A 21,270-nucleotide genomic window follows, 5' to 3' on the forward strand; every position below is an offset into this window, starting at 1 on the left:
GCGCTTCACCGCCTCAGCCTGCGCGAGGCGCGCCGGAATTCTGCCGCGAGCGCCGCGGCTACTGCCGTCAGCGGCCGCATCGTCGGCGTGATCAGGTACTGCACGGCCAGCGGCAGATCGAGCTCGATGGGCAGGAACTTCAGCAATCCCCGCTGTCGCAGGGGCTCCAGCGCCGCCAGGCTGTTGATCGCGACATAGTCGCTCTGGAGCAGCATGTCGACCAGCGCGCTCGCCGAATTGCAGTGCGCCACCAGCGTGGGGTCGGGCAGGCCCTGCTTGCGCATCAGCGAGACGATCATCGGTCCGCCGGCCTGCTGCACGCTGTACAGCCAGCCGTAGGGCACGAGGCTGGCCAGGTCGCGGGCGTCGGCGGCTGGGTGATCGGCGCGCACGATGACGCCCAGGTCCGAACTGCACAAGCGTTCGGTATGCAGGTCGGTGATGCTCTGGTCGGCCGGCAGCGGGCTGACCGCGAAGTCGATCCTGGCTTCGCGCAGCGCCGCGATCGTGGAAGACGAGCGGCCGCCGTACACACTGATTTGCGTGTTCGGCCTGTGTTCGCGAAAGCGAGCCACGGCTTCGGATAACAGCATCGCCTCGGCGGTCGCCGAAAGGCCGATCTTGACCTGGCTGTGGTGTTCGCCGCTGAACTGTTCGATTTCCTCGTGCAGATTGCGTAGCTCGGCATCGATGACGCGCGCGCGGCGCAGCACCATGCGGCCGATCTCGGTGGGTTCGACACCTCGGGCGGAGCGGATCAGCAGGGGCACGCCCAACGATTTCTCGAGAGCGGTGAGATTCTTGCTGACGGCGGCTTGTGCGAGGCCGAGTGTCCGGGCAGCGGATCGAACGCTACCTGTCTCGACAACCGCTATCAAATCGCGCAGATGAGCTTCGCGCACTGTGGTTCTTGCCTCCCCATTGTATTTTTTTGATTTTCTTGCTTTGTATGTATTCTATAGCGCCTGGGACAGCCGCCCCCGAATGCGGCCCGGGGCAGCGGCTTGTCGATCGTTTCGAACGGCGAGCCGCTGCCGGCGTTCGTCAGTTCTTCTGGCTTACCACGAGCTTGTTGCCACCGCTGCCGTCCATGTAGCCGCTGGTCGAGAAGTCGCATCCCGACGTGCAGGCGAAGGAGACGATGCCGGTGTTGTTGCCGTTGTCCTGCACCAGGACCCGGAACGTCGCCGGCTTGCCGTCGAAAGTGCCGTTGCCGTCGATCTGCACCGAATTCCTGGTTGCGGTGATGTCGCCGCTGGCATCGATCGCCGAGCCGAGTCGCGTCACCGAGGTCAGCTGGGCGTCATGACCCTGTCCCTTGAGGGTCATGCTAGCCACGGCAGGGGCGCCGTTGCCGTTGCGGCTGGCCTCCACCGAGACGTCCAGGCTGCCCTTCGCCGAAGCCACTTTTCCCTTGACGCTCGCGCGGCGGCTCATGCATGGGTTGTATTCGGGGTTGGTCAACTCCACCGATACCAGGCCGCCTTGGTTCCATCCCGTGTAGTACAGGCAGTTCTCGGTGTCGTAGCGCGGGTCGGGGCGGGTGAAATCCATCTGGTCGCTGGTGTTGCGCTCCTTGATGTAGTAGGCGACTTCGATGGGATGGGTGGGGTCCTTCCAGTCCACGAAGCGCATGCCGCCGTAGGCGCTCGCATAGACCGCCAGGCGCATGTTGCTACGGTCGTCAAAGCCGAGATAGTGCGTCATGCCTGCCCAGGTATCTTCGGCCAGGTTCTTCTCGCAGTTCTCGGGCTTGTTGGCGTCGGACTTGTAGGTGCCGACGACTTGCGGGTTCTTCTCGTCCGAGATGTCGATCATGCGGGCGTAGGATTGGTGCGCGCAGATTCCCGAAGGTGTGCCGCCCAGGCCGCCGCCCGACTCTTCGGTCGAAACGATGTATTCCTTGCCGTTGACGTGGCGCACCCATTCGGTCGCATGGGCCGATGCCGTTTCGCCGTTGCCGAAGTCGGGGTCGATCATCTGCTTGTCGTCGCACCACGAGACGAAGCTGATGTACTTCAACTTCGGGTTGGGCACACGCTTGACGATGTCGCTCGAGTCCATGATGAGCAGGCCGTTGCCGCAGCGTTGGGTTCTTGCCTCGATGGCGGTCTTGTTGCCTCCACCCAGGGAGTTGGTGCCGCCATATAGCGCCATGTAGACGCGCGTTCCATCGTTATTGGTGCTGACGTCGTGGAAGTGGGTCGTGTTCAGGATCTTCCAGTCAAGATTGTCCTGGACTGCCTGGGGCAGGTCCAGGCGGTTCCAGTTCAGCAGGGACTTCGGTTTCCTGGGGTCCGAGAGGTCGGTCACATGCATGTCGATGCGATTGACGGCCTCGGGAACGACCTGGTTCTTGTTGCCGTTGTCGACGTTGCCGCGGCCGATGATCGGATCGCCGCTGAACGGGATGCCGTAGTAGGTCTTGCCGTCGGGCGTGAGCCAGCCGTCGTGGTTGCCTTGGGGCGTGTTGTAGGTGGTGCTGAGCGGAACGGGGTGCAGGCAGTCGCTGACGTCGTAGACGTCCAGCGGGTTGGTGACCTTCCCGTCCACGGTGGGACCGTTGTCCTTGTAGGCGCCGATCATGATGTTGCCCTGGAGTTCGAGCGCCGAGTAGGCGCGGATCATCGCGGGCGTGCGCAGGATTTTTCCGTACGGGTTCGGGCCGGCCGGGTCGAAGGACGCGTGGCCGACCTGGTCGTCGTCGGGTGTGACCGCCATCTTCGTCGGGGTCTTCATGTCGAAGACGATGGTGCCGACGTACTGTTTCTGGTCGGTAATCGGTTGGCCCAGTGCATCCTTGGCGCCATCGCGCCGGGAAGCGTAGGCGCAGCGGTCCTTCAACTGCAGGTCGCCGAAGGCGCCGCGATCGAACAGCTTGTGCTGGGCGACTTTGCGCGCGCCGCACCAGAAGCCCTTGAAGGTCACCTCGTTCCTGGCGGGGCCGCGATCGGCCGCGGGGATTCCGCCACGGATGCCGGTCTCGGGCTGGTCGCCGGGGCCTGGCTCGCAGTAGTCGATCTTCTTGGCCGGGATGGGGTCGCCGGCGACGGGTGTGTCCGTGCCGGGCACCGGGCTGTCGTCGCTGCCGCAGGCGGCGATCAACGCAGCCGTGGCCAGGGCGACCATCGATAGGCCTATATGCGTTTTCACGGGGTGTCTCCTCTCGTTTCAGAGTGGTTGTGGGTAAGCGGAGCGGGGAGTATTCGGGTCAATGCCCTTCGACTTCGTTCCCGGGCGCGGGTCCTCTGTACGCCTCGGGGAGTTGCTCGATGGGAAGCAGGGGAGGCGCAGCGGCGGCGCCGGCCGGCGGGAGCGGTTCGGCATCGGCCGGGGCCGCGGCTGCCTGGGGCCAGGTTTCGATCACGACAGGTCCCCCCATGCCAGTCAGCACGACCCGGTCGGTTTCGATTCCGGTAACGACGAGATCTTCGACGCGGTCGCCCACGCGAAGCTGCAACAGCCGCGAATCGGTTGTGTGCCGCACCATCGCGAAACTGCTCGAGCCGCCGACGACCGTGCCCTCCAGCTTGAACGCCGGCGCAGGCGAGGAAGTCGAGGCCCGGATCGGTGCAGCGGATTCAGCCGTATCGGGAGCGCACATCGGAGCGGAGTCCGGGAGCAAGGCGGCCGCCGGCTCGGTCGGATCGTCGCGCCATGGCTGCCACCACATCCCCGCCAGTACGGCAACGATCGTGGCCAGGAGCCACCACGGCCAGGGTTTTCTCTCTGTCAGGGAAGAGTGCATGTCATGTTGTTCAAATTCATCGATGCGGATCACCGAAGTCGTGTGAGCCATGGCCGTGGCCCCGGTTATAGTCGCGGCCCCGGTACGCCGGAAGACAACCGGCGGTTAACTCGTTCGGCATAGGTGAACGGACCGGCACCGCCACCGAGACCCCGTGCCCGAGGTACTCATCGAAAACCCGCGTGGATGCTTGCTCTCCCACGTGCAGCCGGTATTTTCTCCACACGCGAACCCTGATCGGCGGCTGGCCCCGCCCCTCTTGCCCGCGCCCGCGGCGCTGGTTGATACTGCGAGCCTTCAAGCAAAGGACGGGGACGACGATGTTGCTGAAATGGATCTCCAGCGGTGCTCGGGCCTCGTTGATGGCTGGCGCCTTGCTGTTGGCGCTGGATGCCTCGGCCGACCCCGCATGGCGCGGCGGCATGCTGTTAGCCGGGCACGACCCGATCGTCGATCCTGTACTGCGCCGCTTTCCCGGCAAGGTGACCGGTCTTGGTTCAGCCAACAAGGCGGGCCGGATCTACACGCTGCGTCTCCAGCCGCTTGGCCCGAAAGCGGTGCCGCCCGTACCCAATGCACTGCGCGGCTGGCGGTTGACCGTGTTGAAAGGCGCGCGTTTCGGGAACGTCTACTGGGTCCAGAGCAATACCGCGGATGCGATCACCGTGCGCAGCAAGGATGGTTCGCTGGAGGGAATGGCCCCGGGTGACCTGTTCGTCGTCGAAGAGCTGGACCCCAATCCGCCGGCGACCTCGCTTGGCGACGACAGGGGCAAGCAGCGTGTGGCCTGAACGGATGCGTCCGCTGCTCGTGGCCACGGGCCTGGCTCTGGCCGGCTCGGCGTGGGCGCAAAGCGGGAAACTTCCCGCCGATGCGGTCGACGGCTTCCATGCCGCCCTCAAGCGCAAGGATACGGGAGCGGCGCTTTCGCACCTGGACCGCGGGCTGGTCGTATTCGAGTTCGGCACCATGGACGCGACGGTCGAAGCCTACGCGTTGAGCCATCTGCCGAGCGACATCGACATGGCCGCCGTTTCCGATTGGAAGTTGCAGGCCAGGCGTCTGGGCGGCAGCGGCAACGAACGCTGGGTGCTGAGCACTTACCGCGTCACGGGCAAGCTGCCCAACGGCAGGGAAATCGACCAGGTCACGCTGGAGACGGCGATCGTGCGGCGTGTCGGCGACAGCTTCCGCATCGTCCACCTGCATTGGTCGAGCGATAAAAGCGACTTCCAGTCCTGGGCGCAGGCGCAGCAGCAGCGCCCCGCGCCCTGATATCGGATATCAGCCCACGATGGGCTGGGCCATGATCCACAGGCTCAGGCTGGTATAGGCCACCATTAGCGCGAGCATCGGCAACTGGCTGATCATCGCCGCGCGGTGGCTGGCGAAACGCCGCGCCGCTTCGACGTGCGCGACGATGACCGCCAGCACATGGCCGACGACGATCAGCGTGACCGCAACGTACCAGTAGACGGCCGGACCGAGGATGCCCAGGTCGACGGCGCGCCCGCGCGTGCCGAACAGATTCCAGCCCCAGCCGAACGGATCCGACGCGAGAGGGATGATGAACTGGCCGGTGGTCAGCAGCAGCGACGCGTAGTGCGCCAGGTGGTAGGCCACGGCGATCGGCACCAGGCTCCAGACCATTGCGTTCAGGTCCGCCTGGGCACGGGCGGCGCGGGCCGTTTCGCCGGCCAGGCGCAACATCCATGCACTGACCCCGCGAAAAATCAGCACGAAGGCGATCGGGAACAGCAACAGCAGCAAGGTGTTCAGCCACTGTGTCTCATCCAGCGCCGTCACGGAGGAAAGCGTGAACAGTGTCTCGGCCACGGGGCGCGACATCTGCGCGGCGGTTCCGATGCGATCCATCAGGGGCGTCTCGTGGAAGCCGTCGAAGGTAACGGTTGCCAGCATCAGCAGTACGAAGGCCGCCACGGAATTGGACACCGGCTCCTTCGTCAGCAGCCCGGCGGCGTAGGGGCGCAGGCGCAGGCACGCGGGTTCGGTCGGTGTCGAACCGCATATTTCCAGAGGCGCAAAGCGGCCCAGCACCCGGAACACCATCGCGAATGCGTCGGCCTGGCGGCGCCAGGCCTCCACACCGAACAGCAGCATGCCTATCCAGCCCAGCACCGAATACGCCAGCAGGGCGGTGGCGATGGCGCCCGGCACGTCCTTGTCCTGCCAGATCAGTTCGGCCCAGGCGAAGGCGAAGAACAAGACGACCGCCGGCCACGCGGCCCATCGCGCCGGGTAAGTCCAGCCCAGCGATTCCCGGCGGCCGATCACGCGCACGGCCGCGCGATACAGCGTTGGCAGCGGGTTGACGATCTCCCACAGATCGCCGATCAGCGCGCAGAAGAAGGCCATGCCCACCCACCACAGCACCCAGACCATGGTGACGGAGAGGTTCGCATACGCGTCGGCATTGCCGTAGAAGCCGGTGGCCAGGGTCAGCAGGAACAGTGCGCAACTGACGGTGCGCAGTACGGCAGCGAGCGGATGGGCCACGCGGCGCAGCAGGGAGAACCGCAGCAGATCGGTGCTTCGAAGGAAGGCTGCGCCGAAGTCGCGTTGGCGCGCGAACAGCGCCAGCGCCGCGAAGGTGAGCACGATGGTCGCGCCGGCCCCGGTCAGCCACAGCCACAGGGGCAGCGGCAGATCGAAGCGCTGCCCGAATCCGTGCGCATGCGCTTCGGGCGTGGCGGCTGCCATGGCCAGAACCGGAAATGCCCCGCTCAACCCTCGCGATAGGGATCTGCTCGGCGCCGCGCCGCTATGGATGGACTTCGATGAATAGCACGGCACGATGATTGCCAGCCCCATGGGTATGCACGTGCACCGGAAAGCGGCCCGCCAGATCGGCCTTGAATGCCAGCAGCGCCGGCGCCGGCGGTTCGACCTTGATCTCGATCTCGTAACCATGCAGGTGCAGCATCATCGGCCGCTCGCTGGTCAGGCTGACCCGGACCTGGTCGCCCTTGCGCACCTTCAGCGTCTCGTCGCCCTTGACGCGGCCGCCAACGATCGAGATGGAAAAGGATTGCGTGGAAGCTGCGGCAGCGACGGCGGCGGTGCCGCCGAACGCCGCCACCGCCACCCATGCGATCAGCCGCCGGCGCGCAAGGTCCGTCATGGCAGCCTCCGTGTTCATTGCACGTACTGTTGGCCGGCGGCCTTGATGACCGCGCCCCATTTCTCTATTTCGGCCTCGACGAATTGCTTCTGTTCGGGGCCATTGACCCGGGCGTCGTTGATGATGACCGCGCCCAGCCCTTCCTGGCTTTTCACGAAGACGGGGTCTTTCAGGGCAAGCTTCAGCGCCGAGTTGAGCCTGTCGGTGATCGCCTTGGGCGTGCCCTTGGGGGCGAAGAGACCGTGCCAGATCGTGACGTTAAAGCCCTTCAGCCCGCTTTCATCCAGGGTGGGCAGCGCGGCCAGCGCCGGCGTCTTCAACCGTTGCTGGGTCGTCACCGCGAACGCCTTGACCATGCCGGCCTCGATCTGAGCGGTGGTGTTGGTGGTCTGGTCGCACATCAGATCGACCTGGCCGCTGATGAGATCGGTCATCGCCGGCGCGGTGCCCTTGTACGAAATGGGCTGCATCTCGACCTTGAGCGCATCCTGGAGCATGAGTCCGCACAGGTGCGAGGCGGAGCCGACACCGGCGTTGGCGAGGTTGATCTTGCCTCGATGGCCGTCCAGCCACTTGCGCAGTTCGGTAAAGTTGTTGGCGGGCAGTTTCTTCGTGCTGATGACGGTCATCGGCACTTCATTGACCATGCCCAGGTACTCGAAATCCTCGAGGGTCTTGTAGGGCAGCTTGCTGTACAGCGCGGGCGAGGTGGCCAGGCTGACGTGGTGCAGCAGCAGCGTGTAGCCATCGTTGGGGGCGCGCGCCGCCTTGGCGGCCCCGATCGTGCCGCCGGCGCCGCCGGCGTTGTCGACGAGGACCACGATGTTGCCCAACTGCTTGCGCAGCGCTTCCGCGAAGTCGCGTGCCACCTTGTCGGTCGGCCCGCCGGCGGCGAACGGCACGACGAGCGTTATCGGTTTCTCGGGATATTCGGCCCAGGCGGGAAGTGCGGCGGTGGCCGCCATGGCCATCGCGATCATGGACAGACGCTTCATCGGTCGTCTCGCAGAATGTGAAAGGGCGATCCTATCGAGGGCGTGAGCGGTGCAGAAGACGCGCAATCGTTAATTCGTTCACTTCGGGTGAACGCCAGGTTAGGCCGGCCTAAGCGTGGAAATCAGGGCGCCTAATGGTGTCGCCAACGTGCTACGGCCTCACCACCTGGGGAAAAGTTGTGTCAATATGCGACAAAGACGTATATACCTAAACAAATCCCTGGGGGGAAAATGAAGATGACATGGCGGCGGTCGCTGCGGGTGTGGCTCGTGCTTGGCGCTTTGGTCCTGGTTTCTTGCGGTGGTGGCGAAGGGGGAGGATCAACTCCGCCCGGAGCAGAGGCTGGCGGTGATGGTGCTGGTAGCGGTGATGGCGGTGGTGGAACGACCAATCCAGGCGGAGAGTCGCCCGGGACGCCGAATGAAGGAGAGGATCCTGCCTTGCTGCCTACCCTGAGTGAGGACAGCAATCCCACGGGTCCACGGCTGGACCTGGGTGGCCGGGACTATTTTCCGTTGAATGCGGGAGATTCCTGGGTATTTTCCAGCTCAGAAGGAAGCACGCTGACACGCCGGGTCACCAATGCGGCGGCGGATGGCAAGCGAGATCTTGAAGAGACGGATTCCGTGGCTGGGCTGGTCTCGCAACTGACCTACTCCCTAAGTGCCGATGGAGTGGTTGTCCATGATCCGGCTGGTGCCAAGGATGACTTGCCCGAGTTGTATCGAGTCCTGCCGTCCCTGATCGAGTATCCGGTACCTTTCTATCCCGTCGATGGCGTGCGGCGCATAGTCCGGCAAGGCAATGCCGGCGTAGATCTGGACGGAGACGGGAAATCCGACTTCTATCGATTCAGCTTCGAGCAGGTCTTCAAGGGCTTTAAAGGTCGTACTGTTATGGGGCGGACGGTGAATACCGCGCACTATTCGTCGACGGCCACGGCAACCGTCCAACTGACTGGTGGCGTGAAGCCTGCACACACCGTTGTTGCGCAGGAAGAGGTTTATCTGGCGGCCGGTGTCGGACCGGTCTACATGGAGCGTTCCGCGAAGCGGGAGACAGGAGAGTGGAAGGTGGCTCCCCATACCTTGACCCTGCAGAGCGCGGTGGTGGGCGGCAACGCCGTCATCTTCGATACCGACGGAGAAATCGTGCGGGACGCCGTGTCCGTTACCGATATCTCCGTGTCTCATAACGACCTCGTCTATGACCGTATCGGGAATGTGTATTACGCATCGGTGCCCGCGTGGGTTTCCGCCGTAGGAAATCGGCTCGCCATCATCAGTGCGCAGACCGGCTCGGTTGGATATTCTCCCGTAGTCGGCTCTGATCCCGGGGCCTTGGCGGTCTCCGCGTCAGGAGATGTCTTGTATGTCGGGTTGAATGGATCCGGTGAAGTCGCGCGATTCTCGTTGCCGGAGATGACGCTCATCGACCGAGTCAAACTCCCGGTTTACGCCTTCTCCTTTCAGACGAACGCCGAGACGATCAGCGTTTCTCCGATTGACTCGTCGGTTGTCGTCGTATCGCTTACGGCCCCAGAAGTGTCGCCGGGGCATGCGGGCGTGGTGCTGATTCGCAATGGGGTTCTCCAGCCCCGTGCATTACCGGCATATGACGGTGGTAATGTCGTCGCATTCGATCCGGCAGGGACCCGGGTGTGGGGTCTGGACGCATACGCAGGCAGTCTGGAGCAAATCTACAGGATTGGCGTCCGGACCGACGGTTTGGAACTGGAAAGCGTTGTCCAGGTGCCAGTAGCTTTGCCCTCGATACCTCAGGAAAGGAACGGCATGTTGCTTGCCGGGGAGGTGGTCTTGAGCGCTGCCGATCTGGCATTGCAGGCGACGTTGCCGGCAAGCAGCATATGCAGTTTTGTCGGAAACATACCTCGTATAGTCTGCGTGCAGAATGGCGGCGGATCCGGTGTCAATAAATTGAATTTCTTCTCGGATCCTTATACGCGGACTGGAAGGCTGAGCCTAGGTATGACCGCCGATATCTCGAACTGGAAGCTTGTTCCCGGTCCGCGTGGTCAGCTCGCGATCAGACGCTATGGCTCCGTAACTCTCGTCCAAGACCCATTGCTGGAGTGAACCGCAGGCTGGCCCTGTCACCGCGGCGACAGGGCAGTATCGCGAGGCGCGTTTGCTATTATTGGCCGCGCCTGCCAGCGCTACATGAAACACTAGACCGCGAATGGATAAAACAGTCATCAAAGCCTTCCAGGTGTTCGAGCGCCTGTGCCAGCACGACGGGCCGGTGAGCCTGTCCGAACTGACCCGCGAGACCGAGCTGCAGAAAAGCAATGTCCATCGCCTGCTCAACACGCTGATGCATCTGGGGTATGTGTGCCAGATGCCCGATGCGAGCTACATGCCCACGCTCAAGACCTGGACGCTGGGCAGCAGCATCCGCGAGCGCTACAACGTGGCGGCGTTGGCCCGGCCGGCCCTGATGGCCTTGCGCGACGAACTGGGCGAGACCTCGTACCTGGCTGCCCTGGACCGTGACAGCATCGTGTATCTGGACGTCGTCGAGGGTACCCACCGCATCCGCGTCAACGCGAAGACGGGCGGGCAGGCGCCCATGCACGCGACGGCGTCGGGCAAGGTGCTGCTGGCGTTTTCGTCCGGGTCCGAGCTGGATGCGCTGGCCGAGCCTTATCCGAGCTTCGGCCCCAACACGCCGACGACGCGGGCCGCGCTGGAGAAGATCATGGCGAAGGTCCGGCGCGACGGCTATGCGGTCAACAACGAAGAGTGGGCCGAGGGGGTGATGGGTATTTCCGTGCCCATTCGCGATGCCGGTGGCGAGTGCGTGGCGGCGATAGGCGTGACGGGCCTGGCCGTGCGATTGGCCAAGGCGCCGCCCAAGCGGATCATCGCCTTGCTGCAGGAGCACGCGCAGGCGATCTCGGCAACGCTGGGCTTTCCCGGCTGAACGGGAAAGCCCTTCCCCGCAGGGTCAGTTGGACGCGGCCAGCTTGCCGTCCACGATGACCTTGTTCCAGTAGGCGGTCTCGGACGCCATGAATTTCGCGAAGGCGGGCGGATCGCTGAAGGCCACCGGCATGCCCGCGGCATTGAAGCGTTCGATCACGGCGGGTTCCGACAATACCTTCTTCAGGACGCTGCTGTAGCGCTGGACGATGGCCGGCGGCATGCCGGCGGGCCCCGCCAGCCCCATCCAGCCCGACCAGTCGATCTCGCCGAAGCCCTGTTCGCCCAGCGTGGGAACGTCGGGAAGGTCTTTCGAGCGTTCCTTCGAGGTGACGGCCAGCGCGCGCATCTGCTTGCTCTGGATGTAGGGCATGACCTTGCTGGGAAAGCCGACCACCATGTCTATCTGTCCGCCCAGCGCATCCTGCAGCGCGGGCGCGGCGCCCTTGTAGGGCACGTTGAGCAGTTCGAAATTGCCCAGGCGCTGGAGTTGCAGCATGACCAGGCTACCCAGCGTGCCCTGCGAGACGCCATAGCTGGCGCTTCGGGGTTTCGCCCGGGCGGCTTCGGCTACGTCGCGGAAGGTCTTGTAGGGCCGCTGCGCGTTGACGCCGATGGCCATCGGCGCGCGCGTGACCAGGCCGATGGGGGTGAAGTCCTCCAGCGGACGATAGCCGGCGTCCTTGATCAGGCTGGGCACGATGGTGTGGGCGTCCATGATCAGGCTGATCGTGTAGCCGTCGGGTTCGGCGCGGCGGACGAAGTTGGCGCCCAGCGAGCCGCTGGCGCCGCCGCGGTTGTCGACGATGACGGGCTGGCCGAGTTCGTTCGCCATTTCGTTGGAGAAGGCGCGCGCCATCTGGTCGACCGGGCCGCCCGCGGGATAGGCGACGATGAGCTTGATGGGCTTGGCCGGTTTCCAGGTGGCGTCCGCCGCGTGCGCGGCGGGCAGGCCGGCGCAGGCTAGCGCGAGCGTCACCAGGGCAAGAGCGGGCTTGCCGGGTCGTTGCTGTGTCATGAGATGTCTCCGGTTTTTATCGTTGCGAACGGTGCGCGGCCTCAGGTGGGCCGCTGCGGGGCATAGGCCTGGAAGTTCAGGCTGCCGTCCAGGCGGGCCTGTTCCAGCAGGTCGACTTCCCACGACAGGTATTCGTCCATGGCTTGGCGGGTCTGCGTCGGCCTTTCGAAGGGGCGCAGCCAGACGTCTTCGGGTTCCACCGACCAGCGTTGTCCGTCGCCGGTCAACGGCAGGCCCGCCGCGGACCAGGCCGCGATCCCGCCCGCCAGGTAGTGGACGGGCTTGCTGGTCAGGGCCTGCGCCTCGGCCAGGGCGAAACCCGAGACGCGGCCATCTTCGCAGGTCAGCAGGTAGCCGGCGCTGCCGGCATGGGCATCCAGGGCCGTGCCCAGGTGGCTGCGCGAGGCGAAGACGGCGCCCGACACGTGGCGGCGCTTGTACTGGCGGCTCCAGGACAGGTCCAGTACCGTCACGTCCATGGCCTGCATGTAGGCCTGGGCTTCGGCGACGTCCAGCCCCGGGCGGGCAGGCGTCGGCAGCGGCGCCGGCCGCGTCGCCAGCAGGGCGGCCATGTCGCGGACCCGGTGCGGCGGCGCCACGTAGACGTCGCGCCAACCCATGCACCGCAGCCAGGCTCCCGTCATCAGCGCCCGCGTGTGCTCGGGGTCGAGCAGGAGAATGCGCGACTGCAGGGTGCCGACATACAGATCGGTCGCCTGTACCAGTTGGCCGCCCGGAGCGGACAGCGTGCCGGGCAGCGGATCCCGCGCCGTCTCGTCGGGGGTGCGCACGTCCAGCGCGTAGAGCGTGCGCGCCTCGCGTTCGTCCAGCCATTGGCGGAGCATGGACAGGTCGGCCTCGCGCACGCCGGCGGCATCGGCGAAGCGCTGCGCGGCCGCTCGCGAGGCTTGCGCGGCTTCGCGCGAAGGCGCGGCCAGGCGGCGTTCCGCCCCGGTTTCCACCGCCAGCCCCGCCAGGCGCCATCCCATCGTGCCGTTGCGCAAGGCGACGACGCGCTGCGGCAGGCCGGCGTTGATGATGGACTGTGCGCCCAGGATGCTGCGGGTGCGGCCGGCGCAGTTGACCACTACCAGCGTGTCGTCGTGCGCGACGGCTTCGGGAACGCGGAACGCCAGTTCCGCGCCCGGCGCGCTGGTGGACGTGGGGATGGTCTCGGCGGTGTAGTCGTCGTAGGGGCGCGAGTCGAACACCTGCACGTCGGCATGGGCGTCGAGCAGATCCTGTAGTTCCTTGGCGTCTATGGACGGCGTGCGATAGGCATGCTCGACGAACTCGCCGAAGGCCTTGCTGGGGACGTTGACGCCGCTGAAGACCGGCAGGCCGGCCTGGACCCAGCCCTCGAGCCCGCCTTCCAGGGCGGACACGTCCGTATAGCCGAGGCGGGCCAGCCGCCCGCGCGCCCGTTCGTTCAGCGCCGAGTCGGCGCACAGCACGATGGGCGTCGATCGCCGGGGAACGCGCTGCGGCATCAGGACTTCCAGCCGCGACAGCGCAATGCAGCGGGCCTGCAGCAGGTGCGCGCGCGAGAAGGGCAGCTCTTCGCGGACGTCGACCAGCGCGAGTTCCCCGTCGCGTCGCAGGCGCTCCCGCAATTCGGCGGGTGTCACGATCCGTTCCTGTCCAGGCGTGTTCATGTCGGTTGTTCCAGGGTGCGGGGTTCCACGTCAGCTGGCTCGCTGCGGGGTCATGCGGGTGACCGTTCCCGCCTCGAGATCGAACATGTCGCGATGGAAGGCGTCCAGGTCGCGGCCGGTGACGCGCGCGAACACGGCCTGGTCGGGGTAGTCGATCGCGTGGATGGCCCCCTGGGGAAACAACCGGGCCTGCCCGGGTTCCAGCCGGAAGGACTCGGTCAGCGTTAGGTCGGCGTGGCCGGGTTGCCGGCCGTCGTCGTTGCGCCGGTAGTTGGTGATGTCCACCCAGCGGGTGACCTGGCCATAGATCGCCCAGGATTCTCCGTGATCGTGGGGCGGGGATTTGCGCGCCGCCTTGTTCAGGTGGACCAGCACTTCGAAGCCGAGCTCGGGGTCGGTGTGGACGCGGTACAGCTTGCGTTCGAGCTCCGGCCCGCAGTACTTGTCGACGAATGCCGGCGATTGCAGCAGCCGTTCGAAGTCGGCGCAGACGCGCTCCTGGCCGGCGCGGCCAGGGTCCTGGCGCAGGGTGGCGCGGGTGTTCTCGCAGAACTGCTCGAGGGTGTATGGATGATTCGACATGGATCGCTCCTTACACGATCTGCGGCAGGCACCACACGCGCTCGGCGTGCTCGCGCGTGACGATGTCGAACACGACGCCGTTCGGATCGCGGTACTTGCGCTCGGTGGCCGGACCCTTGCCCACGCCGTTGATCTGGCCGTGGTATTCGGCGCCGGCGCCAAGCACCCGCTCCGCGGCGTCTTCCATTTCGCCGATCAGGAATCCCATGTGATGAAGGCCTTCGCGTTCCTCGGCGTTGGGATTCTTGGTCGAGCTGATGATGGCCAGGCTGACCACGCCGTCGGACATCATGACGGCGACGCTGGACTGGCGCACACGAAACATGCCGAATGCCTGTTCGTAGAAGCGCGCGGTTTCCTCGATGTCCTTCACCGAAAGGGAGATGTGGCGGAGCTTGCCAAGCAGGGGTTGAGCCATGGTGGGGATGTGCCTTGTCATGTGTACCGAGTGCATCCGCCGGCCCCGCACTTTGTACATTCCAAATATTGGACCGACTGTTCTAAAATAATAATTGGCTGATCCGATCCGGGTCAAGCACGAAAAAACCCATGGAGAAGACGCATGACGTTCCATCGACCACCGGCTACTTCCGCCGATGCGCCCGCGGTTCCCGACAGCGTGCGCGCGTTGATGCGCGAGCTCGGGCCCGTCTGGGGCCGCGACATCAAGGACCACACCCGGCGCATGATCGAGGCCTACGACGTGCTGCATGCCGCCGCGCCTAAGGTAGGCACGCGCGAGATGGACCTGTCCTACGGTCCGCACGAGCGCAACCGGCTCGACGTCCATGTGCCGCCTTGGCCTGAAGGAACGGGCACCCGCAAGGCTCGCCCCGTCCTGATGTTCGTGCACGGCGGGGCGTTCGTGGACGGGGAAAAGAATCGCACGCCCGAGATCTACGCCAACGTGTTGTGGTTCATGGCGCGCCATGGCGTCGTGGGCGTGAACGTGGAGTTCCGCCTTGCCCCGGAACATCCTTTCCCGAGCGCGACGCAGGACATCGCCGCCGCGGTGGCCTGGGTGCGCAGGCATGTCGCGCAGTGGGGCGGGGATCCCGACCGGATATTCCTGATGGGGCATTCGGCGGGAGGAACCCACGCCGGCCACTACGCTGGCGACAGCCGCTTCCATCCGCGGGGCCGGAGCGGCCTGGCAGGGCTCATCCTGGTGTCGGGGCGGGTGCGAGCCGAAGCTGGCGCCGAGAATCCCAACGCCCGGCGCGTCGAGGCCTACTACGGTGTCGACGCCCGGCGCATGGAGGAGGGTTCGCCGGTCACCTATGCCACCCAGGGCCTGGCCAGGCTACCGGTCATGCTCGCGGTGGCCCAGTACGAGAACCCGCTGATCGACGTGCACAACGCGGAGCTCTATCACGCCCTGAGCGCCCACCGGCGCCGGTCGCCACGTTTCATGTGGCTGGCCGGGCACAACCACACGTCCATCATCGCGCACCTGAACACCGCCGATGCGGACTTCGGGATGGCCTTGCTGGACTTCATCAGGAATGGTGCTTGAGGAGGACGATTCACACCCGCCTGATCTCCCGGCGTATCGTGCCGGCCGCCTGCAGCAAGGCCGGCGTGCATTCGCGCTCGATGCGGCTTCGCTCTTGCGGCGCGGCGCAGGTGTGTACGCCGGCGATCACCGCGCTGTCGCCGCCGGCCAGCGCGACGGGAGCGGCGATGAAGCCCACGCCGGACCGCCACGTGCCGAACGAGGCGCAGGCGCCGCCTTGCACGAGGTCGTGGAAGGCCTGGTAGATGGCCGCGGCGTGTGTGTGTTCGGCCGGGTTGGCCGACGCCCGCATCGGCGTCAGCCATTCTCCCTGCGTGGCGACGGGCTGGGTCCACAGCCAGGCATGGCCCGGCGCGGTGCGGGCGATGGGCAGCCGCGTCCCGGCCCCGAGGGGGCAATGCGCCGTACCGGCGCCGGCCTGGTGCGCGAGCACCAGCATGTCGCCGCGATCGCGCACGCACAGCAGGCAATGCAGGGCGTGCCGGTTGGCCAGCCATTGCAGCACTGGCGTCGCGCTGCGTACCAGTTCCGAGCCCGACAGCACCGCCTGGCCCAGGACGAAGCTGGCGACGTGCAGGCGGAAGGCATCGCGGTCCGGGACGCCGGACAGGAAGTCATGCGCGGCCAGCGTGTTCAACAGCCGGCGCGCGGTCGTTCGCGGCAGATCCAGCCGGCGGGCGATCTCGGCAACGGTCAGCGCATTTTCGCCCGGCTGGAAGCAGCGCAGGACTTCCATGCCCCGCCGCAGGGAGTCGATGCCGTGATTGCCCTCGTCGCCGTCGGTGGCCTCCAGTGCCTGGGTGCGTTTGCGCATCAGGAGCCTCCCGCGGTGCCGGCCGTTTCCGGGCCGGCTTCGATCCGGTCGCGCAAGCCGAGCAGCAGCGGGCCGATCTCCGCGACGCAGCGCTCGCGGGGGTAGCGAAAGGCCGGCACCGAGCAGCCGAGCACGTATGCGCCGGGGGATTGCGCCACGTCGATGAGGGTCGCGACGCTGTTGACGTCGGGTTCCAGCGAGCCGACCGTGACGCAGAACCGGGACCGGGCGATTTCGGCCGCTGCCTCGTCCAGCGCCGGATGCAGCGGGTCATGGGGGAAGGCCAGTTCCAGTTCGCGCAGGACGGCGGCGCGTCGGGAGGGGGCAAGAGAGGCCATCCAGGCACGGCCCATGGCCGAGCGCGGCAGCTTCAGCCGCGAGCCCGCGGCGACACGGATGGTGAGCGCGCCCCGGCCACGGCAGACCTCGTGGCAGACCATCACGTTGCCTTCGCGCACGGCCAGCACGACCACCAGGTCGTTGTCATCCGCGAAGCGCTGCATGTGCTCGCGGGCCCGCATGCGGATGTCCTGCGTGGACAAGGCGCCGAAACCCAGCGCGAGCGCGGCGTGAGCCAAGCGGTATCGGGCCGACTCGTCCAGGTATTCGAGGTAGCCCAGGCGGGTCAGGGTCGCGGTCAGGCGCGACACGGTGGCCTTAGGCAGGGCGGTCATCTGCGCCAGCTCTCCGTTCGAGCGGGCGGCGTTGCGCGGGCAGAACGCCTTCAGCAAGGTCAGTCCGCGTGCCAGGACCCGGATCTCATCGCGGGGCGTCGTAGTCCTAGGGAAAGTCCCTAACGTGTCGTCCATGGAATGGAATTCGATGTGATGGAAAGAAACGGGCTTGGTGAATTTCCAAGCAATATCAATGACTTCGCATCGACTGGCCGCGCCGCGGCAATGTGAAATTTGCTTCTTTTTCGGGCGGGTCGGCTTGTCATTCTACATAATTAAAATGGAATTAGACTTTTAAAAACGAAATAAGAATCTAGAATTCGGCCATTCCCCTTTCCCCCATTCCCGCATGGAGGTCCGGATTCGATGATCACCCAGCCTTTCGACGAACTATCCCTGGGCCAGCGCCGCCGTTCCGGCGGCCGCACCATGACCGAGACCGACGTCGTCAATTTCTGCGGCCTGACCGGCAACTGGCTGGCCATCCACGCGGACGCGGAATTCTCCAAGCGGTCGCTCTACGGCCAGCGCGTCGTGCAGGGGGGGCTGGTGTTCGTGGTCGTGAACGCGCTGCTCGGCTTCGATTCGAGCGTCGTCGAGGCCTTCTACGGCGTGGACAGGCTGCGTTTTCTCAAGCCCACGTTCATCGGCGACACCCTGCATGCGGAAAGCGAAATCATCGACCTGCGCGCCAAGGGCGACCGGCACGGCATCGCGACCACGAAGCTGGTCGCGGTCAACCAGCGTGACGAGACCGTGCTGAGTTGCGAGTTCAGCCTGCTGGTACGCCGCCAGCGCCTGCCGGCCCAATGACCATTCCCTACCTTCCTCCAAAGAGAACGACATGGATTTCCTGAACGAAGAGCAGACGTTGTGGCGCGATACCGTTGCGCGCGTGATGGAGCAGGAGATCGGCCGCGAGTATGTGCGCCAGTGCGACATCGACCGCGCCTATCCCTATGAAGCCTATGAAAAGGTGGCCAAGCTGGGCTGGCTGCGCCTCTTGATACCCGAGGACCAGGGCGGCGACGGCGGCACGATCTTCGACTACGCGCTGATGTGCGAGGGCCTGGCGCGCTATGGCTTCGATTTCGCGACCGCTTTCATGGTCGCGACGTTCACCGGGATGAACATCGTCAAGTTCGGCACGCCGGAGCAGAAAGAGCGCTACCTGCCCGCGTTCATGCGGGGTGAGTTGCGTTTCTCGATCTCGATTTCCGAGCCCCAGGCCGGCTCCGACGCGGCGTCGACGCGCACGCGGGCCGAGCCGCGCGACCAGGGCTGGGTGATCCGGGGCCAGAAGCTGTGGTGTTCCGGCGCGGCGGCCCGGAACGTCGTGATCGCGATGCTGGTGCGCACCGACAAGGAGGCGAAGAAGCACAAAGGCCTGTCGGTGCTGCTGGTGCCCAACGACACGAAGGGCCTGGACATCCGGCGACTACCGACGATGGCGCGCCGCGCCACGGGCACCACCGAGATCTTCGTCGACGATGCATGGGTACCCGATGCCAACATGATGGGCGAGCCGGGCGACGGCTGGCGCATCATCACCGACCATCTGGAGCTGGAACGGATAGCCGTGTCCGCCGCCTACGTCGGCAACGCGCAGCAGGCCGTCAGCGACGCCCTGCGCTATGCGCACGAGCGCATCCAATTCGACCAGCCGATCTACGACTTCCAGGTGATACGCCACATGCTGGCCGACATGCAGACCGCGGTCGATGCGTCGCGCCTGATGGTGTATCGCGCCGCCGACATGGCCTCGCGGGGCCTGCCCTGCTCGCGCGAAGTCAGCATGGCCAAGCTCATGGCGTCCGAGACCCTGCAGACGGTGACGCGCCAGGGCATGCAGATCCTGGGTGGGCACAGCATGCTGCCCGAGTCCGACATGGAGCGCTATTTCCGCGAGGGCATGCAATCGACCATAGGCGGAGGGACCTCGCAGATTCAGCGAAGCATCATCGCCAAGGCGATGCGCATGTGATCGCGGGCGAGGCGACCCCGGCATTCATCCGCTGGATGTGCAAGGCCATCAAAGGAGACATGACATGAGAAAAATCCATACACTGCAAGCCCTGTTGCTGGGAGGATCGCTGGCGCTGGCCGCCTCGCCGCAGGTCCGGGCCCAGGCGGGAGGCTTTCCCGGCAAGCCCATCACCATCGTCGTGCCGTTCGGCGCCGGCACGACGACCGACCTGGCTGCCCGCTTCCTCGGCAAACACATCACCGAGATCACCAGGCAGCCGGTCATCGTCGACAACAAGCCCGGCGCCAGCGGGTTCATCGCCTTGCAGCACGTCCTGCGCCAACCCGCGGACGGGTACACCATCGTCATCGGCACGAATACGACGCATGCGGCGAACCTCGCGCTGTTCAAGAAGCTGCCCTACGACCCCGTGGCGGATTTCGTGCCGATTACCGCGATGATCGTGGGCGGCGTGGTGCTGACGGTGGCGCCCGGCGCGCCGTACCACAACGTGCAGGAACTGATCGCGGCGGCCAGGAAAAATCCCGGCAAGCTGACCTTCGGCTCCGGCAACTCCTCGTCCAGGGCCGGCGGCGAAGTGCTCAAGGAACTGGCCGGCATCGACATCCTGCACGTGCCGTACAAGACGCTGCCGCTGGCCGTCACGGATGTGATGGGCGGGCAGATCGACATCGTGTTCGGCGACGCGCCGGCGGTGATGCCGCACGTGCGCGCCGGCAAGCTCAAGGCCCTGGGCGTGTCCACGCCTACGCGCATGCCGGGCTACGAAGACATCCCGACGATCGCGGAGCAGGGCGTCCCCGGCTACGAGGCCAGCGGCTGGCTGGCGGTGTTCGCGCCCAAGGGCACCCCGAACGATATCGCCGACAAGCTCAACGCGCTTATCGTGCCCATCATGCAATCGCAGGAGGCCGCCAAGTACTTCGGCGACAACGCCTGGAAGCCGATTCCGGGAACCCGCCAGGAACTGGCGGAGTTCCAGAAGGTGGAAATCACCCGGTGGACGAAGCTGGTCAAGGCGGCCGGCATCGAGCAGCAGTGACGAACGAAAGCAGTCACGGGCGGATCGACTATTCCGGTTCCTTGCATCACAATCGTCAGGTTGGGCCGCCGGCTTCATGGGGAATGCTGCCGGCCGGTTCTCACGATTTCAGTGCAAGCAATCCGAATGAAAAAAACGGCAAATGACAGAGTACGAATGGTGGACGTCGCCCGCCTGGCCAACGTGGCGCCCATCACGGTATCCCGGGCGTTGAGCCATCCTTCTTCCGTTGCTCCCGAGACCCTGGACAAGATCCATCGTGTCATCAAACAGCTGGGTTACGTGCCCAACGGGCCTGCCGGCAGTCTGAAGTCCCAGAAGACCCAATTGATCGCGGCGGTCATTCCCAGCATCAACCACCTGTTTCTGACCGCGATGGTGCAAGGGGTCAGCGATTTCCTCTCGCCCCTGGGCTATCACCTCATGCTGGGAACATCCGGCGAAACTCTTGAAGGGGAAGAGGCCATCGTTCGGGCGTTCCTGTCTCAGCGGCCTCGTGCGCTGCTCCTCCACAACACCGTGCATACCGCCGAGTGCATCGACCTCATACGCGCTTCGGGAATACCGGTCATCGAAACGGGCGACCTGTGCGAGCAGCCGCTCGATACTGCCGTGGGCTTTTCGAACTTCGACGCCGCCTACACCTTGACCAGGCATCTCATCGATCGCGGGTACGAGAACATCGCCTGCGTCTATGCGCGGTCGCCGCATAACGAGCGCACGCAAACGCGGATCAAGGCCTATCGGGCCGCGGTGAACGATGCGGGACTGCGTTCCGGTCCGGATCTCGAAATAGCGACCGACGGCGATGTGGCGTCTGGCGCCGTCGTGCTGCGCGATCTGATCGATGCCCGTCCACAGGTGGACGCGGCCGTGTTCTTCGGCGGCAACATGGCTCTGGGCGCGCATCTCGAATGCCAGAAGATGCGGGTCCCCATTCCCGGGCGCATTGCCATCGTGGCTTTCGAGGATACGGAGATGGGCGCCATGCTGGCTCCCGCCATCACCGCCCTGCGCATCCCCCGCTACGCGATAGGCCGGGAGGCCGCCCGCGTCGCGCTCGCGCGGATCGGGGGCGGTTCGCCTTCTGGCCATGTGGACGTTGGGTTTGAACTCCGCATACGGGAAACTTCCTAGTCGTTCGGGACGCATGG

The 21,270-nt window shown here is 65.4% G+C and carries 21 protein-coding genes; 9 read left to right on the top strand and 12 right to left on the bottom strand.

The window, feature by feature from the left end; all coding sequences use genetic code 11:
- Window positions 1–5 precede the first annotated feature (5 nt).
- The 3 genes from EV675_RS23535 to EV675_RS23545 form a co-directional block, all read right to left on the bottom strand.
- Window positions 6–902, bottom strand: coding sequence for a LysR family transcriptional regulator (locus EV675_RS23535; RefSeq protein ID WP_130360556.1), 897 nt, complete (start codon window positions 900–902; stop codon window positions 6–8).
- 142 nt (window positions 903–1,044) lie between these two features.
- On the bottom strand, window positions 1,045–3,153 hold the full coding sequence (locus EV675_RS23540; protein ID WP_130360558.1) for an LVIVD repeat-containing protein: 2,109 nt from the start codon (window positions 3,151–3,153) through the stop codon (window positions 1,045–1,047).
- A 58-nt stretch (window positions 3,154–3,211) separates the two neighbouring features.
- Window positions 3,212–3,799, bottom strand: a complete 588-nt coding sequence (locus EV675_RS23545; protein ID WP_130360560.1) for a hypothetical protein — start codon at window positions 3,797–3,799, stop codon at window positions 3,212–3,214.
- Between the two features lie 269 nt (window positions 3,800–4,068).
- Here EV675_RS23545 and EV675_RS23550 point away from each other — a divergent pair, with 269 nt between their 5' ends.
- Both EV675_RS23550 and EV675_RS23555 read left to right on the top strand, forming a co-directional pair.
- Entirely contained in the window at window positions 4,069–4,539 is a 471-nt protein-coding gene (locus EV675_RS23550) for a hypothetical protein (protein WP_130360562.1), read from the top strand.
- 4 nt (window positions 4,540–4,543) lie between these two features.
- Window positions 4,544–5,023: a Cif family virulence factor gene (locus tag EV675_RS23555; protein ID WP_130360564.1), complete on the top strand. Its 480-nt coding sequence runs from the start codon at window positions 4,544–4,546 to the stop codon at window positions 5,021–5,023.
- A 9-nt stretch (window positions 5,024–5,032) separates the two neighbouring features.
- Here the strand turns inward: EV675_RS23555 and EV675_RS23560 are convergent, their stop codons facing one another.
- From EV675_RS23560 to EV675_RS23570, 3 genes are all read right to left on the bottom strand, one after another.
- Complete coding sequence (locus EV675_RS23560; RefSeq protein WP_130360566.1) at window positions 5,033–6,469, bottom strand: hypothetical protein; 1,437 nt, start codon at window positions 6,467–6,469, stop codon at window positions 5,033–5,035.
- A 61-nt stretch (window positions 6,470–6,530) separates the two neighbouring features.
- A complete protein-coding gene (locus EV675_RS23565; RefSeq protein ID WP_130360568.1) occupies window positions 6,531–6,890 on the bottom strand; it encodes a cupredoxin domain-containing protein in 360 nt (119 codons plus the stop codon).
- A gap of 14 nt (window positions 6,891–6,904) precedes the next feature.
- Window positions 6,905–7,885 carry a tripartite tricarboxylate transporter substrate-binding protein gene (locus EV675_RS23570; RefSeq protein ID WP_130360570.1) on the bottom strand — a complete coding sequence of 327 codons (981 nt, stop codon included), beginning with the start codon at window positions 7,883–7,885 and terminating at the stop codon, window positions 6,905–6,907.
- Window positions 7,886–8,326: 441 nt separating this feature from the next.
- On the opposite strand from EV675_RS23570, the gene EV675_RS23575 reads away from it, so the two are divergent.
- On the top strand, window positions 8,327–9,982 hold the full coding sequence (locus tag EV675_RS23575; protein WP_130360572.1) for a YncE family protein: 1,656 nt from the start codon (window positions 8,327–8,329) through the stop codon (window positions 9,980–9,982).
- A 103-nt stretch (window positions 9,983–10,085) separates the two neighbouring features.
- Window positions 10,086–10,829: an IclR family transcriptional regulator gene (locus tag EV675_RS23580; RefSeq protein ID WP_130360574.1), complete on the top strand. Its 744-nt coding sequence runs from the start codon at window positions 10,086–10,088 to the stop codon at window positions 10,827–10,829.
- A gap of 24 nt (window positions 10,830–10,853) precedes the next feature.
- Here the strand turns inward: EV675_RS23580 and EV675_RS29775 are convergent, their stop codons facing one another.
- From EV675_RS29775 to EV675_RS29780, 4 genes are read right to left on the bottom strand one after another with little or no spacing between them, the layout of a single operon-like run.
- Window positions 10,854–11,846 carry a Bug family tripartite tricarboxylate transporter substrate binding protein gene (locus tag EV675_RS29775; protein ID WP_165404739.1) on the bottom strand — a complete coding sequence of 331 codons (993 nt, stop codon included), beginning with the start codon at window positions 11,844–11,846 and terminating at the stop codon, window positions 10,854–10,856.
- Between the two features lie 41 nt (window positions 11,847–11,887).
- Window positions 11,888–13,501, bottom strand: a complete 1,614-nt coding sequence (locus EV675_RS23590) for a rhodanese-like domain-containing protein (protein ID WP_130360576.1) — start codon at window positions 13,499–13,501, stop codon at window positions 11,888–11,890.
- Between the two features lie 30 nt (window positions 13,502–13,531).
- Window positions 13,532–14,083, bottom strand: coding sequence for a cupin domain-containing protein (locus EV675_RS23595; RefSeq protein ID WP_124690834.1), 552 nt, complete (start codon window positions 14,081–14,083; stop codon window positions 13,532–13,534).
- Window positions 14,084–14,093: 10 nt separating this feature from the next.
- Complete coding sequence (locus tag EV675_RS29780) at window positions 14,094–14,522, bottom strand: VOC family protein (RefSeq protein ID WP_165404740.1); 429 nt, start codon at window positions 14,520–14,522, stop codon at window positions 14,094–14,096.
- A gap of 123 nt (window positions 14,523–14,645) precedes the next feature.
- Here EV675_RS29780 and EV675_RS23605 point away from each other — a divergent pair, with 123 nt between their 5' ends.
- Window positions 14,646–15,599 (top strand): alpha/beta hydrolase, encoded by a 954-nt coding sequence (locus tag EV675_RS23605; protein ID WP_130360580.1) that lies wholly within the window; start codon window positions 14,646–14,648, stop codon window positions 15,597–15,599.
- Window positions 15,600–15,609: 10 nt separating this feature from the next.
- Here the strand turns inward: EV675_RS23605 and EV675_RS23610 are convergent, their stop codons facing one another.
- Complete coding sequence (locus EV675_RS23610) at window positions 15,610–16,413, bottom strand: IclR family transcriptional regulator (RefSeq protein WP_130360582.1); 804 nt, start codon at window positions 16,411–16,413, stop codon at window positions 15,610–15,612.
- Entirely contained in the window at window positions 16,413–17,222 is an 810-nt protein-coding gene (locus EV675_RS23615; protein ID WP_130360584.1) for an IclR family transcriptional regulator, read from the bottom strand. The genes EV675_RS23610 and EV675_RS23615 overlap by 1 nt, the downstream gene beginning before the upstream one ends.
- Window positions 17,223–17,453: 231 nt before the next feature.
- Between EV675_RS23615 and EV675_RS23620 the strand changes: the two genes are divergently transcribed.
- From EV675_RS23620 to EV675_RS23635, 4 genes are all read left to right on the top strand, one after another.
- A complete protein-coding gene (locus tag EV675_RS23620; protein ID WP_130360586.1) occupies window positions 17,454–17,900 on the top strand; it encodes a MaoC/PaaZ C-terminal domain-containing protein in 447 nt (148 codons plus the stop codon).
- Between the two features lie 31 nt (window positions 17,901–17,931).
- Window positions 17,932–19,071: an acyl-CoA dehydrogenase family protein gene (locus EV675_RS23625; protein ID WP_130360588.1), complete on the top strand. Its 1,140-nt coding sequence runs from the start codon at window positions 17,932–17,934 to the stop codon at window positions 19,069–19,071.
- A 64-nt stretch (window positions 19,072–19,135) separates the two neighbouring features.
- Window positions 19,136–20,116, top strand: a complete 981-nt coding sequence (locus EV675_RS23630; RefSeq protein WP_130360590.1) for a Bug family tripartite tricarboxylate transporter substrate binding protein — start codon at window positions 19,136–19,138, stop codon at window positions 20,114–20,116.
- A 156-nt stretch (window positions 20,117–20,272) separates the two neighbouring features.
- A complete protein-coding gene (locus EV675_RS23635; RefSeq protein ID WP_165404742.1) occupies window positions 20,273–21,253 on the top strand; it encodes a LacI family DNA-binding transcriptional regulator in 981 nt (326 codons plus the stop codon).
- Window positions 21,254–21,270 lie beyond the last annotated feature (17 nt).

This window comes from Pigmentiphaga kullae, assembly GCF_004216695.1.
In the GTDB taxonomy this organism is placed as follows: Bacteria; Pseudomonadota; Gammaproteobacteria; order Burkholderiales; family Burkholderiaceae_B; genus Pigmentiphaga; species Pigmentiphaga kullae.

What these genes read in the sequence shown, in the direction of transcription:
- EV675_RS23545 (WP_130360560.1), bottom strand. Translation starts at nt 3,799, where the DNA reads ATGGCTCACACGACTTCGGTGATCCGCATCGATGAATTTGAACAACAT.
- EV675_RS23550 (WP_130360562.1), top strand. Translation starts at nt 4,069, where the DNA reads ATGTTGCTGAAATGGATCTCCAGCGGTGCTCGGGCCTCGTTGATGGCT.
- EV675_RS23555 (WP_130360564.1), top strand. Translation starts at nt 4,544, where the DNA reads ATGCGTCCGCTGCTCGTGGCCACGGGCCTGGCTCTGGCCGGCTCGGCG.
- EV675_RS23560 (WP_130360566.1), bottom strand. Translation starts at nt 6,469, where the DNA reads ATGGCAGCCGCCACGCCCGAAGCGCATGCGCACGGATTCGGGCAGCGC.
- EV675_RS23565 (WP_130360568.1), bottom strand. Translation starts at nt 6,890, where the DNA reads ATGACGGACCTTGCGCGCCGGCGGCTGATCGCATGGGTGGCGGTGGCG.
- EV675_RS23570 (WP_130360570.1), bottom strand. Translation starts at nt 7,885, where the DNA reads ATGAAGCGTCTGTCCATGATCGCGATGGCCATGGCGGCCACCGCCGCA.
- EV675_RS23580 (WP_130360574.1), top strand. Translation starts at nt 10,086, where the DNA reads ATGGATAAAACAGTCATCAAAGCCTTCCAGGTGTTCGAGCGCCTGTGC.
- EV675_RS29775 (WP_165404739.1), bottom strand. Translation starts at nt 11,846, where the DNA reads ATGACACAGCAACGACCCGGCAAGCCCGCTCTTGCCCTGGTGACGCTC.
- EV675_RS23590 (WP_130360576.1), bottom strand. Translation starts at nt 13,501, where the DNA reads ATGAACACGCCTGGACAGGAACGGATCGTGACACCCGCCGAATTGCGG.
- EV675_RS23595 (WP_124690834.1), bottom strand. Translation starts at nt 14,083, where the DNA reads ATGTCGAATCATCCATACACCCTCGAGCAGTTCTGCGAGAACACCCGC.
- EV675_RS29780 (WP_165404740.1), bottom strand. Translation starts at nt 14,522, where the DNA reads ATGACAAGGCACATCCCCACCATGGCTCAACCCCTGCTTGGCAAGCTC.
- EV675_RS23605 (WP_130360580.1), top strand. Translation starts at nt 14,646, where the DNA reads ATGACGTTCCATCGACCACCGGCTACTTCCGCCGATGCGCCCGCGGTT.
- EV675_RS23610 (WP_130360582.1), bottom strand. Translation starts at nt 16,413, where the DNA reads ATGCGCAAACGCACCCAGGCACTGGAGGCCACCGACGGCGACGAGGGC.
- EV675_RS23615 (WP_130360584.1), bottom strand. Translation starts at nt 17,222, where the DNA reads ATGGACGACACGTTAGGGACTTTCCCTAGGACTACGACGCCCCGCGAT.
- EV675_RS23620 (WP_130360586.1), top strand. Translation starts at nt 17,454, where the DNA reads ATGATCACCCAGCCTTTCGACGAACTATCCCTGGGCCAGCGCCGCCGT.
- EV675_RS23625 (WP_130360588.1), top strand. Translation starts at nt 17,932, where the DNA reads ATGGATTTCCTGAACGAAGAGCAGACGTTGTGGCGCGATACCGTTGCG.
- EV675_RS23630 (WP_130360590.1), top strand. Translation starts at nt 19,136, where the DNA reads ATGAGAAAAATCCATACACTGCAAGCCCTGTTGCTGGGAGGATCGCTG.
- EV675_RS23635 (WP_165404742.1), top strand. Translation starts at nt 20,273, where the DNA reads ATGGTGGACGTCGCCCGCCTGGCCAACGTGGCGCCCATCACGGTATCC.